General features: G+C 48.7%; 12 protein-coding genes. 4 read left to right on the top strand and 8 right to left on the bottom strand.

What is annotated here, in order from left to right; all coding sequences use genetic code 11:
* Positions 1–88: 88 nt before the first annotated feature.
* Entirely contained in the window at positions 89–928 is an 840-nt protein-coding gene (locus tag IMCC21906_RS05355) for a tetratricopeptide repeat protein (protein ID WP_047011305.1), read from the bottom strand.
* Positions 929–1,527: 599 nt separating this feature from the next.
* Entirely contained in the window at positions 1,528–4,917 is a 3,390-nt protein-coding gene (gene mscK / locus IMCC21906_RS05350) for a mechanosensitive channel MscK (protein ID WP_197085957.1), read from the bottom strand.
* 284 nt (positions 4,918–5,201) lie between these two features.
* Here mscK and IMCC21906_RS05345 point away from each other — a divergent pair, with 284 nt between their 5' ends.
* A complete protein-coding gene (locus IMCC21906_RS05345) occupies positions 5,202–6,071 on the top strand; it encodes an alpha/beta fold hydrolase (RefSeq protein ID WP_047011304.1) in 870 nt (289 codons plus the stop codon).
* Positions 6,072–6,161: 90 nt separating this feature from the next.
* Here the strand turns inward: IMCC21906_RS05345 and IMCC21906_RS05340 are convergent, their stop codons facing one another.
* Positions 6,162–7,142 (bottom strand): hypothetical protein, encoded by a 981-nt coding sequence (locus IMCC21906_RS05340; RefSeq protein WP_047011303.1) that lies wholly within the window; start codon positions 7,140–7,142, stop codon positions 6,162–6,164.
* On the bottom strand, positions 7,130–8,680 hold the full coding sequence (locus tag IMCC21906_RS05335) for a WG repeat-containing protein (RefSeq protein ID WP_156165993.1): 1,551 nt from the start codon (positions 8,678–8,680) through the stop codon (positions 7,130–7,132). Before IMCC21906_RS05335 ends, IMCC21906_RS05340 begins: the two co-directional genes overlap by 13 nt.
* 288 nt (positions 8,681–8,968) lie before the next feature.
* Between IMCC21906_RS05335 and IMCC21906_RS05330 the strand changes: the two genes are divergently transcribed.
* Positions 8,969–11,095 carry a TonB-dependent siderophore receptor gene (locus IMCC21906_RS05330; protein ID WP_052763381.1) on the top strand — a complete coding sequence of 709 codons (2,127 nt, stop codon included), beginning with the start codon at positions 8,969–8,971 and terminating at the stop codon, positions 11,093–11,095.
* 416 nt (positions 11,096–11,511) lie between these two features.
* Here IMCC21906_RS05330 and mltF read toward each other — a convergent pair whose 3' ends face one another.
* Positions 11,512–12,882 carry a membrane-bound lytic murein transglycosylase MltF gene (gene mltF, locus IMCC21906_RS05325; protein ID WP_052763380.1) on the bottom strand — a complete coding sequence of 457 codons (1,371 nt, stop codon included), beginning with the start codon at positions 12,880–12,882 and terminating at the stop codon, positions 11,512–11,514.
* A 589-nt stretch (positions 12,883–13,471) separates the two neighbouring features.
* Here mltF and IMCC21906_RS05320 point away from each other — a divergent pair.
* The gene (locus tag IMCC21906_RS05320) at positions 13,472–13,969 is read left to right on the top strand and encodes a hypothetical protein (protein WP_047011301.1); all 498 of its coding nucleotides are present in this window, start codon (positions 13,472–13,474) and stop codon (positions 13,967–13,969) included.
* Between the two features lie 68 nt (positions 13,970–14,037).
* On the opposite strand, the gene IMCC21906_RS05315 is transcribed toward IMCC21906_RS05320, so the two are convergent.
* Positions 14,038–14,949, bottom strand: a complete 912-nt coding sequence (locus IMCC21906_RS05315) for a pirin family protein (RefSeq protein ID WP_047011300.1) — start codon at positions 14,947–14,949, stop codon at positions 14,038–14,040.
* A gap of 145 nt (positions 14,950–15,094) precedes the next feature.
* Positions 15,095–15,907 (bottom strand): alpha/beta hydrolase, encoded by an 813-nt coding sequence (locus IMCC21906_RS05310; RefSeq protein WP_047011299.1) that lies wholly within the window; start codon positions 15,905–15,907, stop codon positions 15,095–15,097.
* A gap of 225 nt (positions 15,908–16,132) precedes the next feature.
* On the opposite strand from IMCC21906_RS05310, the gene IMCC21906_RS05305 reads away from it, so the two are divergent.
* Positions 16,133–16,450: a hypothetical protein gene (locus IMCC21906_RS05305; RefSeq protein WP_047011298.1), complete on the top strand. Its 318-nt coding sequence runs from the start codon at positions 16,133–16,135 to the stop codon at positions 16,448–16,450.
* Between the two features lie 58 nt (positions 16,451–16,508).
* Here the strand turns inward: IMCC21906_RS05305 and yghU are convergent, their stop codons facing one another.
* Positions 16,509–17,351 carry a glutathione-dependent disulfide-bond oxidoreductase gene (yghU, locus tag IMCC21906_RS05300; protein ID WP_047013159.1) on the bottom strand — a complete coding sequence of 281 codons (843 nt, stop codon included), beginning with the start codon at positions 17,349–17,351 and terminating at the stop codon, positions 16,509–16,511.
* Between the last annotated feature and the right edge of the window lie 180 nt (positions 17,352–17,531).

Below are 17,531 nucleotides of genomic sequence, written 5' to 3'. Positions count from 1 at the left end.
CGCCCCGTTCAGCTTGGCGTTGCGTAACAGCATCCCGAGTTTACTCCACTTTTTAGCGCAACTAACTGAGCAAAGCTGTAACCACCCACTATTCCTGCGCCACTAACACACTATCAATGCGGCCCTTCAACTCTCGCATGGCTGCACTTTTCTGCTTTGTTTTAGGAAGGGTTTGCCAAGCGCTTAAGCTTTCTTTGGCATACTCCTCTGCATTGCGCTCGTCGCCCCTCGCGGCACTCATTTGGGCGCGGCGCAGTAGCCAATTCGCTTGCTGTTGAACCTCTGCGGGCACCTGCTGCCAGTAAAAATCAGCCCGCGCCCACGCTTGATGATCTCCAGCAAGCGCAATGGCTCGGTTGAGCACAGCAACATTATTGGGGAAGCGAATGAGGGCTTGATCTAAGCCAAAGAAAATACGATTTACTTTTTCGCCCGCTTTCACTTGCAGGTACGCTCGATTCAAAAACGCTTTTAACGGCGCGTTATCATCCAGCCGTATCGTTTGCTCAAGGGCATAGACTCCGGCCGAATAATCTTTTTGTGCTTTACACACTGCGGCCATTAACATCCAGCCTTTAGCAGAACCCGGCACCTTCTGTAAGAAGCGCTGAAGATGCTCATGCGCAGCCGCGATGTTATTCAACTTTAGTAACGCCTCTGCCTGCCAAAACAACGCTTCATGTAAATTTGGACTGACATCATGGGCCGCTTGATATTCTTGCAGCGCGCCGCGCCAGTTATTTGCGTGACGCAGCGCATGACCACGTCGCATATACGATTCACCAGGCTCCTCGGCTACAAGCTGATAATTAGCAGCGAGCTTATGATCCGTTTGATAGAGGGCCGTTTCAGCCAAGCTTCCGCCACTCAAAAAAGCCAACCCGGTCAATATTAACAACCGTTGTTTACCCGAATTCCAATACTTCATTTATTTGGCCTCCGAAGGGTGGGGCTGATGAAAACCTGTGCTTCTTACATCACAGCGTGGTGCCGCAATCCGACGTAAACCGATGGCTTTCACACCCAAAGAAAGGACTGCGGGCGCTATCCTGACGCAAATTGTTACACTAAGAAACACAATCCCTGATAGGGGTAAATATGTTACACGCGATTAAGCCATTACAGTGTTAACAATTGATGACAATTTCGTTATGCATGGCCACGGCAAAAGAACAACAACCCAAGAGACACACTGGAACGTCCCCAAGAGGCGAGACAAAGATAGGGATAGGGATAGGGATAGGGATAGGGATAGGGATAGGGATAGGGTATAAAAACCTGTTTGATATCAGAACAATACCAGCCGCTACAAATTTCTTGCCAAGGTGATCTCGGTCATCACAAAAAATAAGCAGACGCTGATGAGCAATGCCACGATAAATATTTTCGAATACTGTATTCAGGCCTTACAAAATCAGCTCACTCCAACCGCAGAATTCAGGCAGCGGCTCTATTTAAGAAAAGCAGGTAAACCAGGTTTCACTGAGAACCATGACAGATGAGGGGCAAGTTATGGATTCGAGTCCTCTAGTCATCGCCCTCGCCTGGCGCAGAGCGTGATGACGCCTTTTGCTCATCGTGGTAATGAGCCGTAGATTGGCTTTCAGCTTCTGTCGTGACGCCATTGAGAGAAACGCCTTCGGCGGTGGAGCGCAAATGGATATCGAGCTGATTAAAGGCAATTTCGACGCCAAGCTCCCGGGCGTTGGCATCAATCGCCCGGTTCAGCTCATTGATAGCAAATAAAATATCGCCAATTTCGCCAATATAGACGCGGAGCTCATGGTCTAAGGTGCTGGCACCGAAAGCCATAAAGAGAATAAGCGGTTCTGGATCCCGTAAAACACGAGCGTTATCTGCCGCAGCCTTAGCCAACACATCGTGACAATCTTGTAGATCGGAGCCATAGGCAAAACCCACTTTGAGTGTTGCCCGGGTTACCGTGTCGCTCAGCGACCAATTTACCAGGCGCTCGGTAACAAAAACTTTATTGGGAATAATAATTTCTTTGCGGTCAAAATCGATAATAGTAGTGGCGCGAATACGGATGCGGCTAACGGTGCCGGACAATTCACCAATGGTGATCACATCACCGATGCGCACAGGCCGCTCGAACAGAATGATAATGCCCGAAATAAAATTAGCGAAAATTTCCTGCAGACCAAAACCAAGGCCCACGCCAAGCGCCGCCACCAACCACTGCAGCTTGCTCCAAGACAAGCCCAGCGCACCCAAGGTGATGATCACCCCAATCACCACAATCGTATAAGAAAGCAACGTGGTAATGGCGTAGTTAGCGCCCTGCTTAAGACTGAGCCTCGATAACAGCAATACCTCCAGCAAGCCCGGCAGGTTACCAACCAAAATAACGGTGCCGACACCAATCGCCAGCGCCGTCATTACGTCGCCCAAACTAATCGGAGAGGTAGTGGCATTGATTCCGCTGCCTTCGGTGCTTTCCCACAACACAATGGTATTGGTGTAAGAAAAGGCGTTAATGACATCTGCCCACACCCAGTAAAGCAACACACCAAACAATACCAACAACCCTAAGCGCAGCAGTCGCAGCGATTGCTGGTTAACTTGATGCAAGTCCAGCTGAGGCTCCTCAACCTCGACACCTTCAACGGTATCTTTAGGCTCTGCTTTGCGCTCTGCTACAGCGCGCTTATAGGCCAGACGCTGCGCTGCCACAGCCAAACCCCGCACCGCAGTGGCGTCAACCAACAGCCACAACAAGGCGAAGTAAAAGGTATCGATCATCCGGCCAGAAAGACGTACCGATGTGAAGTAATAACCCACCACAATCAAGCCCACCAACACCAGCGGAATCCCTGCGCTTAAACAGATTGCGCCAGAACGCAAAGTACGGGAGTGATTCTGGACCGGATAGGCAAGCACGGCACGCGTCAGCATCACGCCAATCACCACCAACCCTGCCACAATGGTTACCAGGCCAATACGATCATTGCTTAATTGGGCAGGCCATTCTTGACCAAAGGCAATCACCAGCGTCATCGGCACCATGGTCAAGCCAACCGCCAACAACCGTCGGCGTAATTGTCGATTGCTATCGACGCTCCAACTAAAATGACGTTGAGCGATACCATCGCCCGCCAGCAGTCGATAGCACAATTCAAACACCAGCCAGAGCAAGGCAATTTTCACCAGTGCCGCGCCCAGTACCGTACTCAAGGTGCCAGATTGTACCCACAGCTCCCAGCCCAGCAGGCTCAACAATAGTGGGCCGGGAGCGCACAGTATTACAGTGTAGAAAATAGCCAAGGGAGTGTGGCGCTGGCTGTCTCGTCTTAAATAGCCAATGTCACCGTTGAGTGCTTTTATTTGCCTGTGCAAACGCGGCCGTAATAATAACAAGCCACTGGCTAGAATGATCGGCAAAAACAGCCAATGCCATTTTTCTTGGACTATCTCTATCCCATTTTCCTTCATGCGTTGCCAGGGCACTGATTCGACTTGCTTCACCACTTGACCGGGAAACGCCACAAACCAAGTCAAGGACAGTGGTTGCGTGCTGGGCATCCAAAATGTCTGCTCGGAGATGGCGTTATGCAAGCTGTTGGTCAACTTGCTTAACTGTTCCTGAGAGAGATTGAGCCGCACCAGGATATTCAATTTTCGGCCCAGCTCTTGATCCAGCTGGTTGAGCAAATCCACCCGGTTGTCTGCCAAGCGTTGCAGCCCGTTTCGCAACTGCTGTTGCTGCTCCTCGTCAAGATCGAGGTTATCGGCCAAGGTAGTGTTCTGGCTCTCTAGCTCCTGAAGCTTTTGTCTAATATCGAACCGTATTAACCGCGCCTCGGTGATTTGTTTTTCTAGACCTTCCCGGGCTTTAAACTGAGGCAGACTTTTCTGTTGCTCATAGAGAATACGCGACAACAGTAAGCTGCCATCGAGCATCTGAATCTGGTCATTGACGGTACTGGATAGCGCTCGGGTTCGATCCAGCAACGTCTCTGCATCAATCACTTCTCGGATCAAAGTACTGACATCATTGGCCGTATTTTTAAGTTGCTCACGCAGCTCGTCATTAGCTGACCGCGCCGCTTTCAGCTTTGGGTTGCCAGCCAACGACTCAGACAGATCAAGTTGATCGCTGCCGATCTCCGCGCTGAGTGATTCGTCCCGGCGCTCGTGTATCATCGACTGCAACGCATCCAGTCTCGCTTGTATCACTTGAGTTTGGGCTTCCAGTATCCGCTTTCGCAGGCGTGCCAGCTCTTCCAGTGTGCTGGCAACAGACAACTCTTGGTTACGCAGCTCGATGCGAACCTCCAATGCAATCAATTCAGTGCGCAACTGCGTCTCTTCAACGTCGGCTAGTGCTTCATTTTCCTGGTTAAGGCGTCGGCGTATGTCGTCAGTACGCGCAAGGCTATCGCTGATCGTGCTTTGGGCGCGTTCAGGCAAGGTCTGCGCGCGAGTCAGCTCACCACTCACCTTGGCCAGTGTTTGCTGGTTCTCTTCCAGAGCATCCAATTGCTGGCCCAGCGCCTCGCCCAGCGCCTCCAGTGACAGTCCCTGATATCTAGATTGCCAGTCCCGCTCCCGATCCTGACGCGCTTGATTCAATTGCTTCTGCAAACGGTTACGCTCCATCGGCGCCTGCTGTTTGCGTGCATTCAGTGATTCTATTTGCTCTCGATTAGCCTCAATCTCTTGGCGCAGCGCCAGGGTTTGCTCAAGCTGTTCTCGTTCGGGCGTATTCCCCCCAGGCTTGTCACTTTTGCTCTCACTCTGGCTGTCACCTTGCTCAGGGCCTGCCCCAGACAACTTCTTTTGCAGGTCGCCAATATTCGGCAACGAAAACGCACCAGTCTGCGCTTCCGCCCCAGCCATTGGCAGCAGCGATAGCAACAAAACCAGCGATAACAAACGAAATAATACGGTAGACACAACAAAAGCCTTTGGTTTGAATGGCAGCAGACCCAGTACAGTCAGGCTGCGGCGCAACGAAGTCAACAGCCTTTTCACGACTCGATATGGCAATAAACAACCTCACACTAGTCGCAACTCAGGCAGAGTAAAAAAGCCGATATCGATAGAAACCGAATAGCAACTTATGTTCAAGAAAATTATCTAGCAGTAAATAAAAATGTTTAGATACGTGGCTAGCCACTGGTTTTGCAGCGCCGCTTTAATGATAAAAATACCGCGACCCCATCAACAGGAGAATAAACTTGGCCACCCGAAAATTTGAAGTTGACCCCATCGAGTACCCTTTCAAAAGTCACTGGTACAATCGCAATGGCGTCAACATGCATTACATTGACGAAGGCAGCGGCGTTCCCGTGGTAATGTGCCATGGCAATCCTACATGGTCTTTCCTGTATCGGAAGATCATCAAGCTAATGGCTGGCAAGTGCCGATGCATTGCCTACGACTTACCTGGCTTTGGCATGTCCGACCACCCACAAGGTTACGGCTACACACCCCAGGAACACGCGGAATGGCTAGAGGCTTTTTTAATCGATCATTTACAATTAGATAATTTTATTCTGGTGATGCAAGACTGGGGCGGCCCTACCAGCTTAAGTGTCGCCACCCGCCACCCCGAGCGCATTGCCGGACTGGTCATTAGCAACACCTGGGCATGGGAAACAACCGCCCCGGTCATGCGATTGTTCTCCAAGGCACTGGGCAATCGGTTTTCACAAAACATCATTCGTAAGCACAATATTTTTGCTAAATACATCACCCGCCTGTTTTGTAAACCAATGCGCGCGCCCAATATATTCCACGCTTACACCGCGCCCTTCCCTACTCCGCAATCACGAGAAGGTACGGCGGTATTTCCGTATCAAATTGTCGCCGCAAACCCATGGCTAAAAACCTTAGAGGCAGATCTTGGCAAGCTAAAAGGAACGTCTGTGGAGTTTATTTTTGCTGGCAAAGACCCGATTTGCGATAAAGCAGCGATACAACGCTGGCTAGGCCATTTTCCGGATGCCGGGGTACAGATGATTTCTAAAGCGGGGCATTATATTCAAGAAGAAAATCCAGAAGCGTTTGAACTTTCTCTGGATCGTTTACTGAACAAGCTCGACTAAAAGAAAAATGGCCGGGAGAGCCCCTACCCGGCCACCACAGCCTTTAAAAAACCAGCCTGCACAAGGCAGCCCCTGAACAAAAGCTTCTTGTTACAGGAGAGAAAGCAATGCGGTCGCCTCTTTTTGATAGCGGCGCTTGGTAGAAACTTGCAAATACTTTTCTGCCTTCTCCTTGGCAAGATCTATTTTTCCGACTTGCTTCGCACTCACAGCGTAGCGGTACCAGAACGACTCAGGCTTTTTAAACGCTAAAGCCTCTAACTTACCGTATGCCCGCAGAGCGGCTGCGTGATCGCCTTTCTGTAATGCCGCTGTTAATTGATAAAAATAGTGATGGCGGTTTTCTTTTGGGGTATTCCATGCATCTGACTTAAAAGAAAAGACCAGCAAATCCGCATCAGAAAACTGATATTCCGACTCATAACGCTTATTGTTATGCAAAATAGTAAAAACTGCTTTTAGCGATTCAGGCTTAGCCGCCCAGCCTTGTACAATATTTTTAATCGGTATGTATCGCAAAGAATGGCGATTATCGTCATAACTGTGAGTGACTGTCTCACCCGATTTTAACACCCCAATCAAATCAGATTTAATCAAAACATCACTGGGAAAAGACGAATATGACTTTTCTTTTACATTGCCGCTCAATCTTTCATTTTTATCAATTTCATATGGATAATCACTCCAATCACCGGTGTAACCAAAACAATGTCGCACATCCATCACGCACGCTATCCAGCCAAAAAGAGGAATCACCAACATTGCCACGTCAGCACCATAGTGCATCCGACTATATTCGTTGTAGCGATCAAACTCATATTCTTTTTGAATGTAATCGGTCTGGACAGAAAATAATAAAGTGTTGCTGTTTGTGCGAAAATTCACCAACTCAATATTGCTAACATTATTTTCTTTCGCTTTATAGTCTTTTTCCCAACGCTGCTTCACCCCCGCATACTCTGTCTTGCGTTCTTCATAGGTGCTACAGGCTTGCAACAAAATCGTTGCCAACACAACGACACCCACATTGATCTTGGTTGTGAAAAATCGAGATATTATTAATTCAAGCATAATCGTGGTGATCCATAACTAAACCGTTGGCGACCGCCTACAGCTGTTCCATCTGCAGCATAAGCCTGTTTGTAACCCGTTACTTCCGTATCTTCACAGTGGCCCTCAGTACGGCTCGACTCAGTACTGATATAAAGCTCTCCCTCACGTTTAAAGCCAATTGGGCTTCTCGCTAATTCTTTTCCGGCTTCGTCATATAACACAGCACCACCATATTCCCTCGACATAATCACTCGCTGCTGGTCATCAAAACCAGAGCCATCATCATCGTATTCAAAACTGATAATGATTTTGCCCTTTGAGTTGATATAGCCAAATTTATTACCTTTTTGGGCAAGCACCAAGCCACCAGAAGAGTAGCTGCTATGATACAAACTCACATTACCTAAGTGATTCTGCTCATCCCCCGCAGGGGATATCGAAAATAATTGATGATCTCTTCGGACCAAAGCAAAGCCGTTGTTAAATTCAGTTGCCTCGGTATATTGCGGTTCAATAACCACACGACCATTTAGGCGATATCCATATAGCCCTTCTTTTTTAAACCGCTCCAAGCCAGCCCAAGCCTCCCGACAAGAACGGGTTTTATCTAGCAAAGCTTTAAGATTGTCAGACTTGGAAAGTTGGCATTGCGAGGATTTCTGCTGGTATGCGGCGACCTGCCGCTGATACTGCCGCTCTTTCTTTGCAGACTGATTCCGGCTCTCTTCTATAGCGCGGCTAAGCACTTCAACCTCGCGCTGAAACGACGCTGTTGCCGAAGCGCTGCTTATTTGCGCATCAAAAGCCTCATCACTAAACAGCTCATCAATATGATCGGCCTCGACCACTTTAAGGGCTTTACTTTTTTTCTCAGCGTTTCGCTTTGCTGCCGTTAACCCTTGTTCCTTTAAATGATGGATTAAGGGCCACATATTAACTTCGCCTTTCTCAAGCGCTACCGCACGCACCCAAGATCCCGTTAAGGGAGAAGCGTCCATAACGGCTTGTTGATAGAGATTTTTAGCCTCTGTGGCAGAAAGGTAGTTCGGGCTGCGAGGTGAGGTTTTAAGATTAAATTGTGACTGCAACGACTTAGTGTAGGTATTTTGAATATCTTTGCGAATCAGCTTTTGCCAAACCGGGCTACCCGGCACGGTATAGCTCCACTGCTTGTTATTTGCTTGGCTTAAGTAACCCGGATCACAGTCAATAGCCTTAAATCCAGCGGGGAGTTCAATTTGATATATCAAGCGAAGAGAAAACAAACGCAGCTTATTGAGCACATCTGACGGGAAGGTGTTAGGGCGGTATGACTGACCATCTATATGAGCTGATACCAACGACCATTTAACACGACAAGCAAGGAGCGGCTCACCCATTAAGGTATCTGCTGCGATGTCTGGCTGTAACTTAACCCGCAGATAATTGTCGCTATCATGGCCATACACATCAACCACAATGGGTTTAATCGCAGCCAACGCAGGTAGTGCCACTAGTAATAAAACACCAACAAAACAAAACCGCAAACCCATATCGCCGCCAATCCTTTTAACCACGATGGCGCCGTATACGCCGAACACATTGAGACGTAAATCATAGCGAAATAAATATAGTATTGCTTTAAATTATTGTATTTTCTCTACTCATAACATATAGAAATAGCTGTTAAATATTGCTTAGCCCCCAGCAATAATCCGCCCCCCTGCTCATTCGACCTTCGTTCGCCAACTAGCTTCACCAGCATTTGCAAGCAGGTGTAGCACTACTCCCACCTTTGACAATGATTCTCATTATCGTATAAAGTTCCGTATTCGCAAATGATTCTCATCAACAAAGGCAAAACCATGTTTTATAAATCGAGTGTATGGGTGCTAGCTTTGCTTTGCGCTAGCGCACAATTACAAGCCGCCGACACAGAGAAGGGCCAAGCTAAAGCAAAGAAAAAGCTAGAAACGATGGTAGTAACGGGGCAACTATCCACTTTCGGTGCGACCAAGTCGAACATCCCTATACTCGAGACCGCTCGCTCGGTGAGCGTCGTCCCTGCCACTGAGTTTATTGAACGCGGAGCCATGACGCTGGACGACACCGTGGGCTACACCGCCGGGGTGGTTGGCGAAACTTTCGGTTATTCCACCCGGGGTGACTTTCCAAAAGTGCGGGGACTGGATGTACCCGAATATCTAGACAATATTCAGGTGCTATTTGGTTATTACAACAATGCTCGCTCCGACATCTACACACTGGAACAGGTTGAAGTATTAAAGGGACCTGCCTCAGTGCTTTATGGCCAAGGCTCGCCTGGCGGTATCTTTAATACCGTGAGCAAACGCGCAAGCCGCAATAATCTTGACAGTGAAGTGTCGCTGGACATAGGTAGTTACAGTCGCCGGCAGATATCTGGCGATATGGGGGTCGACCTTTCTGGCGACGGTACTTGGACCGGGCGTTTAGTGGGCATTTATCGTGACAGCGATACCCAAATCGACTTTGTAGAAGATGATGCGTTGGTGCTGATGCCCTCTGTCACTTTTGAAAAAGACAATACCCTCATCACTGCACTAATAAACTATACCAACCGCAAAAGCGACACCGCTCACCAGTTTTTGCCTCTCACCGTAACCGGCTGTGGCAACAGCGGCGTTAGCATTTCAGATCCCTCTCTTTGTAGCGGTAGCAGCGGTCAAGAAGTTGACCCCTCCACCCATGCCGGTGATCCCTACTTTAATCGCTACGATACCAAATCCTTATCTGCAACCCTCTTTTTGGAGCAGCGTTTAAACGATAATTTCAGTTGGGAAGCCACCGCGCGCTATCGGGACAACGAAGCAGACTACCGGCAGGCATGGGTATCTTTTGCTGGCGCTGGCAACCCCAGGACCAGCCCTGATGGCACCGCCTTTTTCCGAGCGTGGTATGACGCTCCAGCCTCATCAGAGCAGCTCGCCGCCGATATACGCTTAAGAGGCCTTTTTGATACGGGTCCGCTGCGACATGAGCTGTTAGTGGGCATGAACTACCAAGACGTTGAAACGCTGCGAGAGTCCGCTTATCTCACTATAGCGTCTAACTTTAATCTTTATTCGCCCGTTTATGATGGCAGCGAACGGCCCAGCGCTGCCGATTTTGATGCCGCCAGAGGCCGAGCAGTGTCCACCACTGACACCCTGGGGTTTTATATCAATGACCAAGTAAGCTGGGGCGATTTAGTCCTTACCGCAGGCTTGAGAATGGATAGACTGGAATCGGGAGACGGCAGTATTAAGCAAAAAGATGACGCCACTAGTTACAGCTTTGGTGCGCTGTATAAAACTGGAATCGGCCTTAATCCCTACATCAGCTACGCCGAATCATTTCAAGCCGTTGTCGGTAATGACGATGTTCGCAACCGGCCACTTGAGCCCCAAGAAGGCGAGCAAGTAGAGGCCGGGCTGAAATACCAACCCAACGCCCAAACCTATATCACTTTCGCCTACTTTGATATTGAGCAATCCAACCTGCCAAACCCCAGTGGGTTGCCCAATGCCAACACCCAACAAGAAGGCGTAGCAACAGCAAAAGGCTATGAAATTTCGGCTAAAACCGTGTTATTGCAAACCCTGTTGTTGGATTTTGCCCTAAGCAAAATCGATACTGAAGATGTAAACGGATTTAACTTTAGCAGCATTCCAGAGTTTCAAGCCTCTAGCTGGCTAACATGGCAGCCTTCCGGCGCTCTGCAAGGCTTTCGCTTTGGCGTTGGTGCCCGTCATGCAGGTAGCAATGAAAGTAACTCTGGCACAATCAAAGTTGAAACCGACGGCTACACCGTCTACGACGCATTGATTGCCCGGGACTTTGAACAAGTCACACTCAGCTTGAACTTTCGTAACCTCACCGACAAAAGCTATTACAGCACCTGTCTTGCACGCGGTGATTGCTACCCTTCAGAAGGTCGCACAGTTATGGCCAAAGCAGTGTATAAATTCTAAGTCTCGCTACGCTTGGTAAGCAACGTCACCAAGGGCCAGCAGCGCAAATATACGCTGCTGGCCCTTACTTCATGTCGTTTCGCACAAATGCTTAAGGCACCTCTGATTAATTCGGTAATGTTTCAACGGAGTCTCTGGCGCGCACTGGCAAGGCGCGATGCGAACGACTGCATGGATGCAGGAGTTAGCGCAACGCAGGAGCATTTGCCGAGATTAAGGCTGGTTGTCCTTAATGAGCATGGCAACGCAGTCCAGTGTGCGCCAGAGGCCCGCCCCTCGGGGCTTAGCCAAAAACGGCTCAACTGCGTTGCCGCCACTTGAAAGGTAACCAGCATTCCTTCATGTCGGCGCCTTGTTGAGCCGCTTTTGGCTAAGCTTGAGATATCACCGAATTAATCAGAGGTGCCTTAAAGAGGCTACTTTTGCTTTTCGCTAATAATATTTTCGTAGTTGCGAATTCGCTTCACATAGCGCACCGGTTCCATTCCTCTAGCATAGCCATACTTTAAATCTTGGTAATAACGCTTGTCTGACAGCAGAGGCAGAACCTCTCGCAGGTCTACCCAACTATAGGGATCTTTACCCAATTTACGCGCCAATGTTTGCGCGTCGTGCATATGGGCGCGGCCAATATTATAAGCAGCTAATGCCATATAAGTTCGATCTGGCTCGGGAATATCCTCATTAAACTTATCACGCATTTTAGCAAGATACCTCGCACCACCAGGTATGGCTTGGCGGGGATCAAGGCGGTCTTTTACACCAAGAGACTGAGCAGTGTTTTGCGTCAACATCATAATACCCCGCACCCCACTAGGGCTTTTAGCATCGGCATCCCAATGCGACTCTTGATAGGCTTGCGCCGCGAGCAAGCTGTCGTGAAAGGCGTGTTTCTTTGCCGCTTTTGCAAATAGACCATCATACTTTGGCAGCCGATCGTTAATCCGCCCTACCAAGGCCCGGGTATCAACAAAGTCAAAATTGTCGATAAAGCTGTAATAACGGTAATGCACATGGTCTAGCGCAGACTTGCCCTCTGGCGAAGACATCCATTGATCAATGGCTTTTTTAAGATCTATGCTCGTTTTATTTAACAACCATGCATGCGTCTTGGGTTTGCCCAAGTCAAACATCACAATTAACTCTGGCAGGAAGCGGCGGTTAACATCCACAATATTAGAATCTGCTATCGAGCAATCCAGCTTTCCTTCCCAAACTTTTTGCAGCAGTGGCTCAGTGCCACTGCTGGCATTACTTTTCCAACGGATATCCGGGTAAGTTTGTTGAAACGCAACCAGCGACTCTTCATAACTGCTGTTTTTAGGAACTTCTAAGCTCACCTTGCTTAACTGTGCAAGCGTTTTGGCAACATTGCCACCCCGCCGACATACCAGCTGCTCAGTCAAGGTATCAATGGGCTTAGAAAACAAATAATCAGCCTCACGTTTAGCCGTTTTGCTTAAACCTGCGGCGGCAATATCCCCTTTCCCGCTTTTGATTCCCGCCAAAATATCGCTGATATTCTCTTCAACAATCAACCGTAAGCTTAAGCCCTGTGAATCAGCAAAAGCCTTAACCAGTTCATATTCTGCACCCGCAGCTTTACTATCTTTATTCAGATAATACGTGGTGGGCGCATTTCGGCTAAGCACCCTGAGTTCACCGGAGGCTTTTATTTCCGCTAGCGTACGACCATTGGCCGTGCCCCCCGACGATGATCCCTGACTGCACGCGACTCCGCCAAGTAGAATAAAGACGACGGACACCATTCCAGCAAAAAACTTCATGACCCTCTCTCTAAACATTATGCTCCTAGATATGATTTTTCTTACCCACATTTTCCTGAATGTTTAGCTTCCTTACGTTAATGCACCCGATCCTGATTAATGAGTAGTACTGTAAAATTTCGCAACTTACTAAAACTGTTCTACACAAAATTTCGGAGTAATTCCAACAAACGAGCCAAATCAAAATAAAAATTTTTTATCAGAATACGTGGAAAGGCCTTTATCATGAACGCTTGGCGCATGAGCAGAAACTTGCTACCGCTTGATATTGCCATCACAAATACCGCCTTTAGCAGAGTCGTAAAAATAACAACATTTGTGCTCTCTAAAAGATATGAGATGCAAGCTTCTTATATTGATCACTTATTAAACAACAGTGGCTTTAGCTGCTACACTTAACAACACAATAAACAGAAAGAGCAGTAAGGCCTTGCTTACCAGCGTAAACAGCAAATGCCAACCGCTCACTAAAAAGCCTTGATATTGTTAACACCCGTATCAAAGGCCAGCGACACACCCGCCAAGACGATATAGAAGCCAGCAGAACTGTTCTGCACATACATAAAAATTGAGTCGCGGGGACAATATAATGAAAATAGTTTTTATCGCTTTAACAATACTGGTCGCAGGCTGTTCCAGCAGTTACAAACCCATGAGCGCCTCGGGTGGCTATGCTGAACAAAAAATCAACGACAACACTTGGCAAGTTTCTTACGAGGGCAGAAGCTCCAGTGATGCAGTAGAAATTAAAGATTATGCGGTATTACGTGCAGCTGAGTTATGCATAGAACAGGGCTACTCAAAATTTACACTAACGAGCATCAACGATACTTCTAGAGTAAAAACCTATAGCTACAAGCCTTTTTCGGGCTCTGCTAACACACTGGATTCTTGTGCAGGTACTAACGGGGTAACGCCATCACAAAACCAGATCACCCGCCGCTATGTCATTCCTGCAGCGCGCTTGACTGTAAATTGCAGTGACAATGGCAGTAAAGCAGAAGTCGCCAACTCAACGGCTGCGCAACTTCGGCAAAAATACAATCTGCCCGAGCCCCGTCGCTATATTGCAAGGGTAAGTAACTAGAGGGCAAGCAACTAAAAGCAGTACAAACCGCCAGGGACGGCAGGTTTCATTCCCAGCGGGTAACACAATCAGGGCAGCGGAATAAACGCCTCCTCGTCACCGAGCACTTTAGTAAAACGCCCCGCTGTCCAATCTGATTTGGCTTTCTCAATTCTGGCTTTACGACTGGAGACAAAATTCCACTCCATAAACCGCGGTGCAAGTGGACGCCCACCAATCATCGCAATACGTGACTCGGACACAGCCTCCACCTCGACACCAACACTGTTATCAAACACCGCCATACTGTACTGGGGCAAGCTTGTGTCCCTCGCCTTTAGTTCGCCACTCGCGACATAGAGCCCCAGCTCGTCGGCCTCGGGCAATTGCAATTTTTGTCCCGGCTGCATATGGGCTTCGACATAAAGCGTATCGGAAAAAGTCGTCACTGGTGAATCAACGCCATAGGCACGGCCCATCATCACCCTGACAGGAACACCGTGTACATGCAGGGCGGGTAAATCGGCACCAGGGTAATGATAAAAAGCAGCGGGTATCTCTTCTTTCCCTTCTGGCAACGCAAGCCACAACTGCAAACCATGTAGCCGATGGTCCACCGCTGTAATTTCGGGGCGCTCCCGCTCAGAGTGAACAATGCCGCTACCCGCAACCATCAAATTAATATCTCCGGGGCGAATCGCTTGCAGGCTTCCCACCGAATCACGATGGAGTATTTCGCCTTCAAACAAATAGGTGACAGTCGCGATACCAATGTGTGGATGCGGCCGAACATTAATACCCTCCCCGGCCGCAAATTCTGCCGGCCCCATATGATCAAAAAACACCCAAGGCCCAATCATGCGCTTATCGATACTTGGCAGCACCCTGCGCACAGAGAAGCCGCCCAGATCTTTTTCTTTTGGTATAAGGAGCATCGAGACGGCAGCGCACGAAGTCTCACCAACACAACCTTGCTCAAGTTGATCTGCAACATTACTCATAACAGGCCCCCAGACTGGCGCCGCCACATTGGCAACGCTATATTTTGGCAACGCTATATTTTGGCAACTCGATGTTATTGACTCATGATATTACTGACTATAGGTGAATAAACCCGCCATGCAAGATCAGCTCGTCCAACGTCAATTATTGCGCTACGTGGGCCCGAATATATTCAATACCGCGATTTTCTGCACCACGACCCAAAAGATAGGTGCCAATATGGCCTAAAAAATTCACGGTATCGGTTTCTACAGGAACATTCTTTTCTTCAAGAGCGGCCTGCATATACGCCATCTGCTCAGGCTCAACCAATGCATCCCACTGACCGTGATACAAAAATACCGGTGGCGAGTCAGCAGTGACATGATTCACTGGCGAGGCAGACTCCCATTCCGTTTCAGCCTCATTCATCGGCTTGCCAATGAGTTTAGTCACGAGTGGTGACTTCGGCCACGCAGTTAGCTTTGCAGGGGTGCCACCCGCGACAATACTTTTAAAATAAGGTGGCTGCTGGCGGTCCAGCCCCGCCAGTAAGATGAGATGAGCCCCTGCCGAATACCCCCAGCCAGAAATATTTTCCTTATCAATCTGATACTTTTCAGCATTGTCATACAGCCATTGCAAGGCATCACTAACATCATTCAATTGAGCAGGATGATGATCTGCCGGCGCCAGGCGATAAGTAATATTGAAAGCGACAAAACCCGCTTTCGCCAGTTTTTCACACACTCGCGCCATATCGCCACTGCGGTTAGTCCAGCCACCGCCATGCACCACCAGCACTGCAGGTTTAGCCTCAGCTGTTTTGGCTTGGTAGATGTCACCTTTCAAGGTCTGTCCATCCACTTCTTTAAAAACTTGGTCTTTCATCACCCTGAAGTCGTGACGGGTTTTAGTGGGTGACATGGCGCAGGCAATAACAAAAAGACTGATAAGAACAACGATAAGAATTTTCATGGGGCTATGGCTTCTGCCTATTCTGGTATAAGTTGACGATACATATAAAAGCCGGTGTGCCTACTTAAAAGACACAGTTGCTAAACATGCAAATAGCATCTGTACGCATATTGCCCCTTTATCGATGACGTTGCTGCAGCCCTGACGGCAGAAAAACCTGAAATTTGCATATTCAAATTTCAATGCCAATAAAGTAAGTTGTTATTCCATACGCGAGGGGTTGCTATGAGATATTTGTTATTACTGATGGGATTGGCTCTCGGTGTTTCGAGCCATGCTGACAACTGCTACTTTAATTTGGGGCAGCCCAGCGATGCTGGCAATGCGATTCAATGCGGTATGACTAAAACCGCTGTACTGAATCGCTTGGGACAGCCACTGTTTCTTGAAGACAAAGCCGCCGCCCTCAATGCCGTCTCTCAGCCGGCTGAATATATTAAAGAAAACTGGGTCTACCGCCTAAAAGACAGCCAAGGCACCCAAAAAATGGTCGCGGTCAAACTCGTTGGCGGCAACGTTGCACAAATTATCGTTTCCCAATAGCCACGCCTCAACGACGATACGCCCGCCCAAAACGCGAGGACGAACCTAAGCAGCTAGCTTACAAGAAGTCCTTGGCGCTATGACGCTCAGGCACCCGTTCGGCTTCTGGTCCCCAGAGTTTATTCACTCGTCTGCCCCGCATTACCCCAGGCCGGGCTTCATTATCTCTGGCCCAGCGCCGAACGTGTTCATACGACACTACATCTAAAAATTCGGCCGCGTCATAGAGCTGACCCAATGCCAGCGCACCATACCAGGGATAGTTGGCAATATCGGCAATAGTATAGTCATCGCCACAGAGAAACTGATTGTCGGCCAAATGCTTATCGAGCACATCCAGTTGCCGTTTAACCTCCATGGTGTAACGGTCAATGGGGTAGCGGTACTTCTCAGGCGCATAAGCATAAAAGTGACCAAAACCGCCGCCAAGAAAAGGCGCACTGCCCATTTGCCACATTAACCAAGACTGACATTGCGCGCGCTGAGCGGGCGCTTTGGGATAGAGCGCGTCAAACTTCTCCGCTAAATAAAGCAAAATTGCCCCAGATTCAAATACCGGAATCGCTGGCGAAACGCCGCAATCCAGCAGTGCAGGGATTTTCGAGTTAGGGTTAATAGCAACAAAACCGCTGCCAAACTGATCCCCTTCGCCAATATCTATGGGGTAGGCGTCGTACTCAGCCTCTGCAATGCCCAGCTCTAAAAGCTCCTCCAGCATCACGCTTACCTTGACACCATTGGGCGTAGCCAAGGAATAAAGCTGCAAATTATGCTCGCCTCGAGGAAGTTCACGCTGATGGGTAGCGCCGGATACTGGCCGATTAATATTACTGAATTTGCCACCGCTTTGATTATCCCAACGCCACACTCTGGGCGGGACATAGCTTTCAGACTCAGACATATATTCACCTCTCAACATTAGAGAGCCCAACGTCCACCATCGCGTTCGTCAGCTCCTCTGGATACCGTCACCATGCCAAGTCATGCTGTATTGAGCAAGCGCACTGTGATTTTAAGCGCACGAGGATCTAAGCTGGCACCGGCTTGACCGGTATGACCTAAGCTATTTACACCTGGGTCA

Source organism: Spongiibacter sp. IMCC21906, from assembly GCF_001010805.1.
In the GTDB taxonomy this organism is placed as follows: Bacteria; Pseudomonadota; Gammaproteobacteria; order Pseudomonadales; family Spongiibacteraceae; genus Spongiibacter.
This window is presented reverse-complemented; position numbering and strand designations above follow the sequence as displayed.